This window comes from Rhodobacteraceae bacterium S2214, from assembly GCA_025141675.1.
Taxonomy (GTDB): domain Bacteria; phylum Pseudomonadota; class Alphaproteobacteria; order Rhodobacterales; family Rhodobacteraceae; genus Yoonia.
The window spans coordinates 2,243,254-2,257,689 of sequence record CP081161.1 but is presented as its reverse complement, the minus strand read 5'-3'; the positions used below and the strand labels follow the sequence as shown (position 1 = coordinate 2,257,689).

Genomic DNA, 14,436 nt, shown 5'->3' with positions numbered 1-14,436 from the left:
CGCGCAAAATATTTCTGACCAAAAGAAGTTAGGACCAGTCCGGTTTACGTTTCTCCAAGAAGGCAGCGATGCCTTCGTTGGTGTCGCGATCCTGCATGTTTGCGGCCATAACGTCGGCGGTGAAGGCATAGGCATCCTGCGTCGCCATGTGGGATTGCGCGTAAAATGCCGCCTTACCGTAACGGACAGCGGCGGGCAATTTCGCGGCAATGCTTGCGGCCAAAGCGCGGGTGGCTGATTGCAGATTTTCTGTTGGAACAGAACGGTTTATCAGGCCAAGTTGTTGTGCTTCTGTCGCGTCAATGAAACGACCCGTTGTCAGCATTTCAAATGCGGATTTCGTTGGGATGTTGCGCGTTAATGCCACCATCGGCGTTGAGCAGAACAGTCCGATGTTGACCCCGTTAACACCAAATTTTGTCGTATCAGCCGCGACTGCCATGTCGCATGTCGCGACAAGTTGGCAACCGGCGGCTGTGGCGATGCCGTGGACCTGAGCGATCACAGGTTGCGGAAGCGTTTGAATGCGCTGCATCAGGGCCCCACAACGGCCAAATAGGTCTTTGAAATAGGCGGCCCCGCCATCATCGGCGCTGCGTCCGGCCTGCATTTCCTTTAAATCGTGGCCTGCGCAGAACGCTTTTCCACTGCCGGATAGGATCACAACACGGATTGTATCGTCTTCCGCGATTGTATCGAGTTCGGCGTGAAGCGCTGCCAGCATCGCGTCGGACAGCGCGTTCAGCCGTGCGGGCGCCGTCATTTCAATATGTGCGATATGGTCAGTAACGTCGCGTGAGAGCAATGTCATAGGCTTGCCTTTAGGTTGGTTTCACGGAAGCTTAGGCCGTGATTGGGAGTGAGGGAAGACATGTCTGACATTTTGAAAATGGATATTCCGGCGCTAGAGGCGTTTTTGGAACGGGATTTCACGCAAGTCGCGGACATGTTCGGGCTCGATGCGCTGGATGAGACGGAATTGACGGTGCGGCTACGTGTTCAAGAACAGCACTTGCGTCCGGGCGGGACTGTATCAGGTCCGTCGATGTTCGCGCTCGCGGATGTGGCGATGTATCTTGCGATTTTGGCGCGGATCGGGCCGGTCGGGTTGGCGGTGACGACCAATTGCGGCATTGATTTTATGCGTAAACCTGCCGCTGGCGTTGATCTGATTGCAAAAGCGCGGGTTCTGAAGTTGGGGCGCGTTTTGGCTGTGGGGGATGTTCTGCTGTTCAGCGAAGGGCAGACGGACCCTGTTGCGCGGGCGTCGCTGACGTATTCGATCCCAAAGCACTAAAAAAAGGGGCCGGAAAATATCCGGCCCAGTCAGGAAGATCTTAACGTTGGTAGAAGCGCTTGTTCGCTTCGCGCTTGGCCTCAGCTGACGTGAGGCCGATGTCGTCCAATTCGTATGGATCAAGACGACCAAGCGCCTTGCGGGTTCGCCAATTCATGTCCCATTTCGTCGCCATCACCGCCACGGTCACAGCAACACGGGCCAGCGTTGGAAGCTGTGCCTGAGAGTTGAGGAGAGCGAGTTGGGCGGGGTGGATAGCGTTTGATGACATGATGCGTCCCTTTCAAATTGTATTGACACATTTGCAGTTGTTTCGTATCTATTTGGTACATTGTACTGCATGCGTGGGTCGAGAGAATGATTGTATCCGATACAAAATGGCAACCAAGTCTGTCTGGTGCGGGGCGTGCGAAGTATAAGGCGTTGGCGCAGGCCATTCGCGAAGCGATTGTATCGGGACAATTGTCTGCCGGTGAACAACTGCCGCCTGTGCGTGATCTTGCGTATCGAATCAATGTCACACCGGGCACCGTGGCGCGGGCCTATGCTGTCTTGACAGATGAAGGGCGTCTGACCGCTGGTGTTGGCCGCGGTACGTTCGTGACGGAACGCAAAGCTGTTGCGCAATCGGTCTGGGACGCGCCTGCGATGTTGGATAACGTCGCTGAGTTATCGGAGCGGGTTCATCTGTTGAGCCCGAAAATGCCGGAGGTCGGGCAGGGTGCGATCATGCGGGGGGCTTTACAAGCGCTCGCCACGGATATGGTGCCCGAACATCTGTTGAACTACCCAAGCCGCGTCACAGATATCGCGGCACGGCGCGCGTTTAAGGCATCTTTGACCGATACCCCCGTCGGTCCGTTTGATGAAAACGATGTGATTACGTCGCATGGCGGCCAAAGCGCGATTATCATGATTTTACAAACGGTTCTGCATGGACCTTCACCTGTTATTGCCGTGGATGAGCTTAGCTATGGTGGGTTCAGGTCGGCTGCTGTCATGTCGCGCGCTCAAGTTGTGGGGGTGCCTTGGGATGACGAGGGGCCTGATCCGGCGGTGCTTGAGGATTTGATCAAAACGCAGGGTGTGCAGGTGTTTTGCACCTCTGCCGAGGTCTGCAATCCGACTGTGCGCACAACATCGACGCCGCGCCGTAAGCAGATTGCGAAGCTGGCGCAGCGTTACGGTATCCATATCATTGATGACGATTGTTATCGGTTGATGCGGACCGAACATAACGGACCAAGTTATCGCGCGTTGGCGCCGGATTTGGGGTGGTATGTGACGTCACCGTCAAAGTCGCTGACAGCCGCGCTGCGGATCGGATTTGCGGTTGCCCCTTTGGATTGGGGCGCGAACCTTGCCCGCACGTCCACGTTCCATTCGTTTGGTGTGACGCGGCTTGTAACGGATATGTATGCATACATTATGGCCCAGCCCGAATTGCCGGACATTATTGAGCGGATTAAAGGCCGGATTGCCGAAGATGTGCGTGCGGCGGTGAATATCCTCGGCGGTCATAAGCTGACGTGGTCTGAACAGGTCCCGTTTTTGTGGTTAGAGCTGCCCATGGGCTGGCGTGCTGGCGAGTTCAAACAGCAGGCTGAAACCGCGGGCGTGTTGATCAAATCGGCAGAGGATTTTGCTTTGCGTGATGGGCGATCAAACCATGCGGTGCGGATTGCGATTAACGGGCAGGTGAGCCACGAACACTTTGCGTCGGGGATGCAAACGCTACGCGAGATGCTGGATAATCCGCCGGATATTATTTCGGTTTGACTGGGGGTGCTACGGGCGGTTCGGCACGTGGATTGAGCCGATTTTGAAGACTCACGACAGGATGTTTCTTTTGCCGCCATTCCTAGTCGACCGGTAAATTGACAAGTCCTGATGTCACGTTTAACCCTTTGACGTAGGCCTGCCGGGACGACCCGGCCATGACAGGGCACTAGTCAGGACGACCTGCGGATAGTGGAGGTCGAAATGGCTTGGTTTTATCTTTTCATCGCAGGTGCATTGGAAGTCGCGTGGGCCGCGGGGCTCAAGAAGCTTGGTATTGGTTTCTCTTGGACGCTTGGCGTTTTGACGCTTGTTGCGATGATCGCGAGCCTTGTGGCTCTTTATGCCGCGATGGCACGTCTACCGCTTGGGATTGCCTATCCGATTTGGACCGGGATCGGTTCAGTCGGATCGGTGATTGTGGGCGTGATGGCGTTCAATCAAAATCTTAGCATGGCCGGAATAGCAGGTCTGATTTTTCTGATGATTGGGATGTTTCTCATCGGATCAGATGCGCATTAATACGAAGGGACACGAAAATGACGACAGCAACCAAAACAGCAAGAAATCTGATCGAAGGCCGGCCTGCACTGATCGTGATCGACATTCAGAAAAGCACCTTCATTGACGATAGTGAAGTGCGGTCCATCGATAACATGCCGGGCTACAAGGATCGGATGATCGCTGCGCGCGACTTGGTGGATGCCGCCCATGAGAACGACGTGCCGGTGATTTTCATTCAGGAAATCCATCGATCTGACCTTATTGATTTCGGACGCGAGCTGGACGGGGACGAGGACGTTCACTGTCTGGAAGGTGACCCGCGTACAGATGTCGCCAAAGAGGAAATGGGATATCGCAAAGGCGACTACATCATTCCGAAGCGGCGTTACTCCGCGTTTTTTGGAACTGATCTGGAAATTCTGCTGCGGGGGCTGAAGGTCGACACGCTTTTGCTGTGCGGCGGGCTGACCGATGTCTGCGTCCACTATACGTTTGTTGATGGGCATCAGTCTAACTATTTCTGCCGCGTCGTGACCGACTGTGTCGGTGGATCATCCGTTGAGGCGCATGACGCGGCACTCAAAGCGATGGAATACCTGCAAACGGGCGCGGTTCAGCATCGGGCGACGGTGATTGAAGCGATGTCAAAGCACCGATAAGCGAGTTGGTCCGTTGAGCATTCCATGCGCGTGCATGCGAAGCGAAGCGTTCGCTGTGGTGGGGATGAGGGGGAATGGTGTGAGTTTCGGTGCGGAAACGTCCGTAGCGTGATAATTGCGTGGGGTATTTTGATACCTTATTTTTAACCCGCTGAAATACAACGATTTAATTGCTTCTTTTTCTCTTGTTTGTGTCCTGCACACCTTTATAAGCCCGTTATCCGAATGACGGGGCCGTAATGGTCCCCCCAAACCTTTTTGGTGAGATATGAAAACCTTTTCTGCGACTCCGGCAGATGTAGACAAGAAATGGATCTTGATCGACGCTGAAGGCGTTGTTCTGGGCCGTTTGGCGTCCATCATTGCCATGCGCTTGCGCGGCAAGCACAAAGCATCCTTCACGCCGTCCATGGACATGGGCGACAACGTGATCGTTATCAACGCTGACAAAGTTCAGATGACTGGTAACAAGCGTGATGAAAAATACTACTGGCACACTGGCCACGTGGGTGGGATCAAATCCCGCACCAAAGGCGAGATCCTTGAAGGCAAGCACCCTGAGCGCGTTCTGATGAAAGCTGTTCAGCGCATGTTGCCTGGTGGTCCACTGTCCAAGAAGCAGATGACAAACATCCGCGTCTTCGCTGGTGCAGAGCACGGCATGGAAGCCCAGAAGCCTGAAGTTCTGGACGTTAAGTCCATGAACAAAAAGAACACGAGGACTGCATAATGGCCGATCAGATCAACTCTCTCGAAGAGCTCGGCGCGGTTGCAGAAGGCGTTGTCGCTGACGCACCTGTTGCTGAAGTTCAAATCAACCGTGAACCAGTTCGTGACGAACTGGGTCGTTCATATGCCACTGGTAAGCGTAAAGACGCTGTTGCCCGTGTTTGGATCAAGCCAGGTTCTGGTAAGGTCACAGTGAACGGCAAAGAAATGAACACTTACTTTGCACGTCCAGTGCTGCAGATGATCTTGGCGCAGCCATTCTCTGTTGCTGGTGTTGCTGGTCAGTTCGACGTTGTCGCAACTGTCAAAGGCGGTGGTCTTTCCGGTCAAGCTGGTGCGGTGAAACACGGTGTGTCTAAAGCGCTTCAGCTTTATGATCCGGCCCTGCGTCCTGCGCTGAAAGCTGCTGGCTTCCTCACACGCGATAGCCGTGTTGTTGAGCGTAAGAAGTACGGTAAAGCAAAAGCGCGTAAGAGCTTCCAGTTCTCCAAGCGTTAAGCTTTGGGTCTATGGTTTTGGAAGGGGCGTCCGGTTGGGCGCCCTTTTTGTTTGCGATGGGGTTATGCGGCGGCTTCGGCGGCTTCGATTTGGACTGAGAGGTCATCGCAGCGTTCTGTTTGGTAGTCTGAGCCATCGACGAAAAAGGCGCGGGCGCGGGCGAGATAGGCGCGTGCCTCGACCAAAAAATCTGGATTGGGATCAAGCTGATAGCGGGCCAAGGCTAGATCGGCGATGTTCCATTGGAGCCGTGCCCAGTCGAACGGTGCGTCTGTCTCAAATGCTAAATCTTCGCAAGCGGTATAGCCCGCACGGGCCTCTCGCAGCTTTGCCGGATCACGCGTGACTGCGCCCAACCATCGTTGGGCAATGGCTAGGTTGGACTGGCTCATTTCCCAATCCAGTAGATCATGATCTTGATCTTTTTCTTTGAGAGCGAGGGCTTCAGTCAGTGTCGCTTCCGCCTCGCGAAGAATGTCGGCGTCTTCTGTCACCTCGCCCAATTCTTGAAGTGCAATGCCGAGATTGTTCCAGCGATGTTTGACATAATCTGAATCTGATTTTTGATCTAACTTCAACGCTGCGCGGTGGGCGGAAACGGCGTTTTTTAGTAGGTCTTTGTTTCTCTCGCGCTTGCCCATTTCCCTTAGAACCCCACCGAGGCCATCTTGACGAGCAGACCAATTCTGGGGGGCTTTGGTCTTACTCGTCTTCTGAACCGCAGCACGAAGGGCGCGGTGTGCATTAATCAGATGGTGACCCTCACTGGATCGTTCCGCCAGACGAAGACGGCACCAGCCAAGCGTTTTGAGTGCGTTGGCGGCCAGCGGTTTTTTGGTTTTTGCCCTGTTGTAATTGTCCTGCGCCAACGCCAGCGCAACTTCGAGGGCGAAGATATCACCAGCCTTGTCGCCTTGGTTTTTCCATTTGTCGGCCGTGTCATCGACAGCCCAAAACAGTTTCCCTTTCGGAAATTCGCGCAGGTTTCTCACGATACGTTCCGCGGCCAGATCGGGGCGGTTGCGTAGGCGGTCTTGGTTGATCCGTTCAGTCAGCCAAGCTTGTGCGTCCTGTTCCATCCGATCCCGCTCCGCTGCGCGCTCTTCGCGTCGGCGGGCCTCTTCGGCATCCAGCAATGCGTCGGCGTCTTCCGTCTCGCCTTTGTCATTGAGTTTTGCCACCTCAGCCATCACGGCATTCAACTGGCTGCCCGTATTGTCCGGCGGCATTTCCCCGCGTTTGCGAATGTTTTCTGCGGCTTCGAGGGCTTGGCGCAGCGCCGTATAGGCCGTGTGCAAGTCGAGGTAATGTCCGCCAGCAAATTCATACGCCAGTGTTGTGAGCAGTGCTTCTGCGACTGGCGGGGCGGTTGGGTCTTTGTGGATCTTGTCCGTCAACCGCTGCGCGGTCTGTTCCTGTTTTTCCTTTTCTTCTGCGGTCTGGGGATTCTTTGGTGAACTGTCGGGCGCAGGTGAGCCAGATACGAAGCTATCCACCCATTGTTTGTCCATCTCTAGCGCGGTGACGAGGCGCGAGACGGTGACGGGGCTCAAACCCTTCCGTTTTCCTGTTTCGATCGCGGACAAGTGCGATTTGTCGATACCGTCTTGGGTCTGTCGATCGAGCTGAGGATGGGACCATCCTTTGTCAATTCTTGCTGCGCGAACGGCTTTGCCGAAAGCCACCATTGTTGCCCGTTCAACTTTAGCCAACTCTTACCAACCCTGTTCCACCAACGCCAACTCTGTTCATCTCGTTCGTTCGCCCCTGATCTGCGATTTTAGTCTTGTCCGGACAACGTCTGAAACTCAGGCGGGGCCTCGCCGCGTAACGGGAGATTATCCTATGATGTGGTATCTACAACTTTTCATTGAGTGGGCCAATGCGATGCTGGCTCAGGATGTGGTTATTAATGCGGTTTTTGCGGTCTTGGCTATGTGGGCCGCGACTGATCGTTGGCCCCGCGTTCATGCGGTGCTGACGACGGCGGTTTATTTGATCTTGATGATGTCGTGATTTGATCGTGACGTGCGGACCTTGTTGTTGGTGGGCCGATTGCTGTGGAAAGGGCGTCCGGTTGGGCGCCCTTTTTGGTAAATGGCCTCTCGTGTCCGCCTTCGAAATGATCTAGGTCGCGTGGCATGTTCAAAGCGTTGCGGATCATTTCCAGTCTTTTGACGCCCGTTGCGCTGATTTGCGCGATGGTGATGTCCGGATTTGCCCATTCTCCCGCAGTTCAATCTGAAATGACGCCCGAGCTTGCAGCCTATGTCGCTGCTGGCGGTTCGTTGTCTGACATTTGTGGCGATACAGGCGGGCAGGACAATGCCGTGGGTCAAAAGTGCGAGGCCTGCCGTCTGGCGGGTGGCGCGCTTATTCCGCGTGATTGCCACGGCATTCCAATGCGTCTGCTGGAACAGACGCGCATTCAAACCTTTGTCGCCGTTCAACTGCACAACGCGCGCCCACTTGATCCTGCGCGACTGACACGCGCACCACCCCAAGCCTGATCTCTTCACCCAACAGAGTTCAATTTCGCCCGCTTGCAAGCGGGTCTCAAGGCTTGGAGCCAAATCATGAAAGCAACCGACATTACCGCGCCGCCCGAGGGCCGCGTGAACAAACTCTATTTCGCCGCGTGGCGCTGGCATTTCTACGCTGGCTTATTTGTAATTCCGTTCCTGACCGTATTGGCGGTCACAGGGATGGCCATGCTGTGGATCGCGTGGATTGACGGGAGAGACGGGGAACGGACAGCCGTGATCCCACAGGACATTATCCAGCCGGTTTCCGTACAAGCGGATGCTGCTGTGGCCGCCATACCCGACGGGACGCTGAAGCAGTACGTCGCCCCACGTACACCCGATGTGGCGGCGTTGTTTCGCGTCGATTCTGGTGGCGATGCCACGATGGTCGCCGTTGATCTATACACCGCAGAGGTGATCGAGACTTTTCCACGCCGGAGCGGATGGTATGATTTCGTCGACGGTATCCACAGTGATCTGATGCTTGGTGTCACAGGGGACCGGATGCTGGAGACGGCCGCGTCGTTGGCGTTGGTCCTGATTGCCACGGGTCTTTATATGTGGTGGCCACGCGGTGCGGGATGGCGTCGTGCGTTTGTTCCAACTTTTGGCCGCGGTCGCGCGTTGTGGAAATCGCTGCATGGCGTTGTTGGCATCTGGTTATCCTTGTTTTTGGTGTTCTTCCTGATTTCAGGCCTGTCGTGGGCAGGAATCTGGGGCGGTAAAATGGTTCAAGCGTGGAGCCAGTTTCCTGCGGAAAAATGGAGCGAAGTTCCATTGTCGGATGAAACCCATGCCAGTTTGAACCACGACCGCCGTGAAGTGCCGTGGGCGTTGGAGCAGACACCATTGCCTGCGTCTGGGAGTGATGCGGGTGTTGCTGGTGTGGATGCTGGTCCGGTGACGATCGACACGGTGGATCGGCTTGCGCGTGAAATCGGGTTCGATGCCCGCTATCAGTTGAACGTGCCGCGTTCGGCAACGGGTGTGTGGACGCTAAGCCGCGATTCCATGAATACGGATAGCACTGACCCGATGTCCGACCGGACTGTTCATGTGGATCAGTATTCAGGCAAGATTTTGGCTGACGTGCGGTTCGATGATTATTCGGTCGCGGGGAAAGCCATGGCAGTTGGGATCGCGCTGCACATGGGGACCTTGGGGTTATGGAGCGTTCTGGCCAACACGATCATCTGTCTGTCCGTCTTGTTCCTGTGCGTCAGTTCGGTCGTGCTGTGGTGGAAACGCAAGCCCGCGCACGCTGGCCGGCTTTCTGCGCCGCCAATGCCGAAAGAGCTGCCGTTATGGCAGGGCGCAATGTTCGTGGGGTTGGCCGTCTCGATGGCGTTCCCGATGGCTGGGATTGCGTTGCTTTGTGTGCTGGCGGTGGATGCGTTCATCCTGTCGTGGTTGCCGAGCTTGCGCTATCGTTTGACGTAAAGTGATGTTGGCACCGCTCTGTTTCGGGGCGGTGCCATTCTGATCACAGTTGCTAGAACCGTGACGTGATCTGCGGTCCGTTTTCCCATTCGACTGCGTAGCGGATGGACAGAGTCTCAAGCCCCGGGTTACGTGCGTGGGTGTCTGCGTTGGATCTGTGATCATAGGCGACTGTGATTGTGCTGCCGTTGTCGAATTCATACCCGATCCCAAAAGCTGACCGGAATTGCAGCGCGCCGCCAAGGTCAATTCCTTCGCGTGGCGCGTAAAGGCCCGGCATCATGGATGTTTCAATGAACAGCGGGCTGTCAAAGACGTTTTGCGATGTCCATTTCCAGCCGACACCAAACCATGCCGATCCGTCCGTTGTCAGGGACAGTCCATAGGTCGGTTGGAACGGTCCTTTGCGGCGGTGGCTGTCGTAGCCCATGTAGAATTCTTCGGCGATGCTTTCATCGTTGAATTGCACGTCGGCGAATTGGTAGGACAGGCGCGCTTGCGCGGGTTCTTTGATCAGGCAGCCTTCGTTCGGGCAGTCATTCGCCGTCATGTCAGCGACGCTTGTCAGCAACCAGATAAGGGCAAGGGTTCCGTCCATTGGTGGTGTCCTATGTGCAAATGAGGTCAGGCGTCGGGCGGCAAAAGGCCAAGTCCGCGCAGGTAGATGCCGATGCCCGTTTCGAGCAGGTCTTCGGGGGGAAAGGGGCTTTTGGTGCCGGGGGAGCCGCGGGCGAAAAGTTCGACGACACCGTGCGACAACGCCCAGATGTGGGCCGAGAACATCTGTGGCGGCGGACGGCGGTCCGCTGGGATGTGGTTGCTAAGGTCTGTTGCCGCTTTTTCCAAGACGCCCAGCGCGCGGGTCGCGGAGGCGTTGAGTGCTGGGTTTCGCTGGATCGAAATGCCGGATTCGAACATGGCCACGTAATGGCCCGGAAATTTGTTTGCGAAGGCCAGATAGGCGCGGCCTGTTTTGAGGAACGCCGTCAACGCAGAGGGTTTGCCGCCGTTATAGGCGTGTTCCATCAGGTCGCCGAAGATGTCGTAACCTTGGTGCGCCGCTTCCGCGATCAGGTCTTCGCGGCCTGCAAAATGGCGGTAGACGGCAGCGGGTGTCACACCTGCTTCGCGTGCGGCTTCGGAGAGGGAGAAACCGGTCGGGCCTTTGGCTTCGATCAGCGTGAGGCAGGATTTGACAAGTGCCTCGCGGAGATTGCCGTGATGATAGCCCTGTTTAGGCATGCCACAGATCCGGTCCGCCAGCGATTTTATCGTCGATCTTGGGCAGGTCTTTGTTTGGGTAATCAAGACCTTGCAGGACGGACTTAATGGCGTTCACACGGGCGCGTTTTTTGTCGTCGGACCGCACTACGGTCCACGGTGCGTAATCTGAGTGGGTGCGCGTCAACGTCTCGTCGATGGCCGTGGTGTAGGCGTCCCATTTCGCAAGGCCAGCGACGTCGATCCAGCTGAGTTTCCACTGCTTGAGCGGATCGCTTTCGCGGTCGAGGAAACGTTTCAATTGCGTTGCACGCCCGACATTGAGCCAGATTTTGAACAGTTTGATGCCGTCGTCGGCCAACATTTTTTCGAAGTCGCCGACTTGGTTGAACCAGTGTTGGCGTTGATTTGGCGTACAGAAGTCGAACACGTGTTCCACAACGCCGCGATTGTACCAGCTGCGGTCGAAGAAAACGACTTCACCAGCGGCGGGTAGGTGTTTGATATAACGTTGGAAATACCATTGCGTTGCTTCGACTTCAGTCGGCTTGGAAAGTGCTACCACACGTGCGCCGCGCGGGTTCAGATTTTCGCGGAACCGTTTGATCGTCCCGCCTTTGCCAGCCGCATCACGGCCTTCGAAAACGACTGCAACGCGTTGGCCAGTCTCTTTGACCCATGCCTGCATCTGCACGAGCTGGATTTGCAGCGCTTCGATTTCGGCTTCGTAGTCGTCTTTGTCCCACGCCGTGTCGTAGGGGTAATCGGGGTTGATGATCCGCTTTTTCTTGGCGGATTTGATCAGATCAACCACATCGTCCGGCGCTTCGTTTTTGAAGTAGGCACTGATCCCACCATCAAGCGGTTTAGACATGATAAAACTCCCTGAATTTCGCTAGTTATGGCGATTTTAGAGGCTTAACGCAATCCGGCGCGGTCTGCTGCGCGTACAATCGCGTCGACTGCGGCTTGCGGGTCAGCATGGTGCGGCATGTGGCCGACACCGGGCAGGCTGGTCAAACGTGCCGTATCTACGATTTTTACAAATTCAATCGGGTGAACGAAGTCAGGGACAGTTGTGTCCGCCGTCCCGTGGAGGATTTCGATCGGAAGCGTTAGCTGCGGATAGCGCGTCGTCATTTCGACGACATGCGGGCGCAGGGTGTTTACTTGGCGGACGTTCGCGCGGAATGTTTCTTGCCGCACGGCTAAGGGCGCACCGATGTGGGCGACGTAGCCTTCGGGGACGGGGTCCGGTGCAAAGATGCCTTCTACCGCGCCTTCGATGGTGCTGAGCGGCGCAAAGGCTGAAATCAGCGGGATCACGACGGCGCCGCCAACGGGGCTGCCGTTCACGGTGTAATAGGCCCCCAGATCGTCAGGCCACGGCATTAGAACACCGCCAAAAGATACGATGCCAGAGGCGTTTACAGGTGCTTCTTCACCTAAACCAATGTCTGCCCAAGCCATGGCGACGATACCACCGAAGCTATGACCCGCGACGATTGGATTTTCGATGCCAAGTTGGGTTGCGGCTTCGCGTAGCATCCGCGCTTGATCAGCTGGGCTGTCACCATCCGTGGCAAGCGGTCCGGTTTCTACCTGTGGCACGCGGTCGGTGTATCCAAGACCCGGACGGTCAAATGCGGTTACGGTGAAGTCATCCGCTAGCCGGTCTAGCAGATCAAAGGTAAAATCGCGCAGGTTACCGCCCGCACCATGCAGCAGGACGACATGCGGGCCGGACCCTTTTTGCACGTAGTGCACGCGCCCACCTGTGACTTCGGTGAATTGGCCGACAGGCGGGAACGCCTCTTCGGTGGCTTGGGTCCGTGCGGATGACACACAGCCCGTCAGCAATGCCGACAGGCCCAGCGCCGCGCCCGTGTATGAAAGTCCCTTAAGTGCCGATTTTATCAATGTCATAATGCGTGGTCTGGTAGATCTCGTTGATCCAGTTCCCGTAGAGCAGATGCGCGTGTGAACGCCATTTGTTCAGAGGTGGCTGGGTCGGATCATCCCCCGGATAATAGTTGGTAGGCACATTGATCGGCGTGCCTTCAGCAACATCGCGATCATATTCCTGTTTCAGCGTCCCACTGTCGTATTCAAAGTGGTTGAATATATACAGAGCACGATGTGTCGGATCTTCAACCAGTGCGGGACCAGAATCGTCACTTGTGATCAGGGTTTTCAGCCCCGACGCTGCGTCAATTTCATCCTGACGCATTTCGGTCCATCGACTGACCGGGATCACGCAATCATCTGAGAAGCCGCGTAGGTACGGCGACGCCGCATCACAGACACGGTGCCGGAAGCATCCGAAGGCTTTGTGATCCAGCAGATGTTTTTTCACATCGTGGAAGTAGTTGATCATCGCCATGCCGCCCCAGCACACCCCGAAGGTGGAATGCACGTTGGTTTGGGTCCAGTCCATGACTTCGCGCAGTTCGTCCCAGTAGGTCACGTCGGTAAAGTCGAGGTGTTCGATTGGCGCGCCTGTGATGATCAGACCATCGAATTTCTGGTCCTTCACGTCTTGGAACGGCTGGTAGAACTCCGCCATATGTTCGGCCGCAGTATTCTTTGTCTGGTGTTCAGACATCCGGATAAGTGTCAGTTCAATCTGTAGCGGGGTCGCCCCGATCAATCGTGCGAACTGGTTCTCTGTCTGGATTTTCTTGGGCATCAGGTTCAGCAAAGCGATCCGCAACGGGCGGATGTCCTGATGACCGGCTTGGTCTTCATCAAGCACCATGACGCCTTCGTTGGTCAGAACGTCAAAAGCGGGCAGGGCGGCGGGTAGTTTAATCGGCATAGTGTAACCTCACGTGGGTCGGATGGCAGAGATAGGGCTAACCCCTGCGCATCTCAAGGGCGTCAGCGATCATGCCAACAAAACCCTCCTGATCGTGAACACGTGTGACCGCGTCTTGGGGGACTGTGATGCCCCATTTATCTGCCATCGCCTTGTAGCGCGGCTGACGATGGGCGAGCGCCTTTGCAAAGGCCCAGCGGATAAAGTCATCCGGATCAACCTGATCGGGCGCTTTGTTAAATTCGGCCAGATAAGCTTGCCAAGTGTTTAACAGAAAGACCGGATCATAGGACATCGGTTTTGGTTCTTTGTCGAACCTGCGGATCAGTTCGGCCGTATGCGCGTCGGTGCCTTCGATCCAAACCATCAGCGTCTTGGACGCGAGGTCCGTCATGATCGGGTCTTTATCGTCGTCTGTGTTGACCCATTCGCAGATTGATCCGCCTGTGTCGCAGATAAAATGCGGGTATTGGTACAGATCGGTCGCACGGTCGATAAAATGGCCGGTGTCGTGCAAGGCTGCGATTTCTGAGCGTTGAAACTGGTCCTGCCGTTTGGTGTATTCATCCCAATCCAGACCGCCCAGCGCCGGATTGCCCGGTTTGCCAAGATAGGATGACATCGGTTTGAGATCATCGAACGAGATGTTCGACCCGATGTAGATCGAATTGGACCGCAGCAGATCGCGCAGGAACGGAACTTTCATCGCCTCGCGTTTGGCGTTGTCCGCAATCGCTTCGCCCATGTACCGTGTGCCGATCCGGTAATCGATCGAGTAATGAAACCAATCGCCGCCGTCGCGCAGCATGGTGGACAGATAGGTTTTCCCAAGCCCTGACATCGCAAAGATGAGGACACGTTTCTGGGGGGCGTTACGCCATTCGGCTGCGGTTTCGTAAATCATAAGCGCAGGAATATGCGCGGACCGGGGTGGGCGCTAGGGAAAAAACCACATCGCGGTGTGTT

18 protein-coding genes are annotated in these 14,436 nt (G+C 55.7%); 9 read left to right on the top strand and 9 right to left on the bottom strand.

The window, feature by feature from the left end; translation table 11 throughout:
* Window positions 1–28 precede the first annotated feature (28 nt).
* Window positions 29–811, bottom strand: coding sequence for an enoyl-CoA hydratase (locus K3729_11240; protein ID UWQ98046.1), 783 nt, complete (start codon window positions 809–811; stop codon window positions 29–31).
* Window positions 812–871: 60 nt separating this feature from the next.
* On the opposite strand from K3729_11240, the gene K3729_11235 reads away from it, so the two are divergent.
* A complete protein-coding gene (locus tag K3729_11235) occupies window positions 872–1,297 on the top strand; it encodes a PaaI family thioesterase (protein UWQ98045.1) in 426 nt (141 codons plus the stop codon).
* 40 nt (window positions 1,298–1,337) lie between these two features.
* Here K3729_11235 and K3729_11230 read toward each other — a convergent pair whose 3' ends face one another.
* Window positions 1,338–1,568, bottom strand: coding sequence for a DUF1127 domain-containing protein (locus K3729_11230; GenBank protein UWQ98044.1), 231 nt, complete (start codon window positions 1,566–1,568; stop codon window positions 1,338–1,340).
* Window positions 1,569–1,654: 86 nt separating this feature from the next.
* Here K3729_11230 and K3729_11225 point away from each other — a divergent pair, with 86 nt between their 5' ends.
* The 5 genes from K3729_11225 (at window position 1,655) to rpsI (ending at window position 5,466) form a co-directional block, all read left to right on the top strand.
* The gene (locus tag K3729_11225) at window positions 1,655–3,076 is read left to right on the top strand and encodes a PLP-dependent aminotransferase family protein (GenBank protein UWQ98043.1); all 1,422 of its coding nucleotides are present in this window, start codon (window positions 1,655–1,657) and stop codon (window positions 3,074–3,076) included.
* Between the two features lie 204 nt (window positions 3,077–3,280).
* A complete protein-coding gene (locus K3729_11220) occupies window positions 3,281–3,598 on the top strand; it encodes a multidrug efflux SMR transporter (GenBank protein ID UWQ98042.1) in 318 nt (105 codons plus the stop codon).
* A gap of 17 nt (window positions 3,599–3,615) precedes the next feature.
* Window positions 3,616–4,239 (top strand): cysteine hydrolase, encoded by a 624-nt coding sequence (locus K3729_11215; protein UWQ98041.1) that lies wholly within the window; start codon window positions 3,616–3,618, stop codon window positions 4,237–4,239.
* Window positions 4,240–4,507: 268 nt separating this feature from the next.
* Window positions 4,508–4,969 carry a 50S ribosomal protein L13 gene (rplM, locus tag K3729_11210; GenBank protein UWQ98040.1) on the top strand — a complete coding sequence of 154 codons (462 nt, stop codon included), beginning with the start codon at window positions 4,508–4,510 and terminating at the stop codon, window positions 4,967–4,969.
* A complete protein-coding gene (gene rpsI, locus K3729_11205) occupies window positions 4,969–5,466 on the top strand; it encodes a 30S ribosomal protein S9 (GenBank protein UWQ98039.1) in 498 nt (165 codons plus the stop codon). The genes rplM and rpsI overlap by 1 nt, the downstream gene beginning before the upstream one ends.
* 62 nt (window positions 5,467–5,528) lie before the next feature.
* Here rpsI and K3729_11200 read toward each other — a convergent pair whose 3' ends face one another.
* Window positions 5,529–7,019: a hypothetical protein gene (locus K3729_11200; protein UWQ98038.1), complete on the bottom strand. Its 1,491-nt coding sequence runs from the start codon at window positions 7,017–7,019 to the stop codon at window positions 5,529–5,531.
* A gap of 91 nt (window positions 7,020–7,110) precedes the next feature.
* Here K3729_11200 and K3729_11195 point away from each other — a divergent pair, with 91 nt between their 5' ends.
* The 3 genes from K3729_11195 to K3729_11185 all read left to right on the top strand — a co-directional run bounded on the left by K3729_11195 (window position 7,111) and on the right by K3729_11185 (window position 9,431).
* Entirely contained in the window at window positions 7,111–7,482 is a 372-nt protein-coding gene (locus tag K3729_11195) for a hypothetical protein (GenBank protein ID UWQ98037.1), read from the top strand.
* A gap of 125 nt (window positions 7,483–7,607) precedes the next feature.
* Window positions 7,608–7,976 (top strand): hypothetical protein, encoded by a 369-nt coding sequence (locus tag K3729_11190; GenBank protein ID UWQ98036.1) that lies wholly within the window; start codon window positions 7,608–7,610, stop codon window positions 7,974–7,976.
* A 66-nt stretch (window positions 7,977–8,042) separates the two neighbouring features.
* Window positions 8,043–9,431 carry a PepSY domain-containing protein gene (locus K3729_11185; GenBank protein UWQ98035.1) on the top strand — a complete coding sequence of 463 codons (1,389 nt, stop codon included), beginning with the start codon at window positions 8,043–8,045 and terminating at the stop codon, window positions 9,429–9,431.
* Between the two features lie 52 nt (window positions 9,432–9,483).
* Here the strand turns inward: K3729_11185 and K3729_11180 are convergent, their stop codons facing one another.
* From K3729_11180 to K3729_11155, 6 genes are read right to left on the bottom strand one after another with little or no spacing between them, the layout of a single operon-like run.
* Complete coding sequence (locus K3729_11180) at window positions 9,484–10,029, bottom strand: acyloxyacyl hydrolase (GenBank protein ID UWQ98034.1); 546 nt, start codon at window positions 10,027–10,029, stop codon at window positions 9,484–9,486.
* A 26-nt stretch (window positions 10,030–10,055) separates the two neighbouring features.
* A complete protein-coding gene (locus K3729_11175; GenBank protein ID UWQ98033.1) occupies window positions 10,056–10,673 on the bottom strand; it encodes a TetR/AcrR family transcriptional regulator in 618 nt (205 codons plus the stop codon).
* A complete protein-coding gene (gene ppk2 / locus K3729_11170; GenBank protein ID UWQ98032.1) occupies window positions 10,666–11,526 on the bottom strand; it encodes a polyphosphate kinase 2 in 861 nt (286 codons plus the stop codon). The genes K3729_11175 and ppk2 overlap by 8 nt, the downstream gene beginning before the upstream one ends.
* A 44-nt stretch (window positions 11,527–11,570) precedes the next feature.
* The gene (locus K3729_11165) at window positions 11,571–12,578 is read right to left on the bottom strand and encodes an alpha/beta hydrolase (protein ID UWQ98031.1); all 1,008 of its coding nucleotides are present in this window, start codon (window positions 12,576–12,578) and stop codon (window positions 11,571–11,573) included.
* Window positions 12,553–13,470, bottom strand: coding sequence for a homoserine O-succinyltransferase (metA, locus tag K3729_11160; GenBank protein UWQ98030.1), 918 nt, complete (start codon window positions 13,468–13,470; stop codon window positions 12,553–12,555). Before metA ends, K3729_11165 begins: the two co-directional genes overlap by 26 nt.
* 37 nt (window positions 13,471–13,507) lie before the next feature.
* Complete coding sequence (locus K3729_11155; GenBank protein ID UWQ98029.1) at window positions 13,508–14,374, bottom strand: ATPase; 867 nt, start codon at window positions 14,372–14,374, stop codon at window positions 13,508–13,510.
* Window positions 14,375–14,436: the final 62 nt, after the last annotated feature.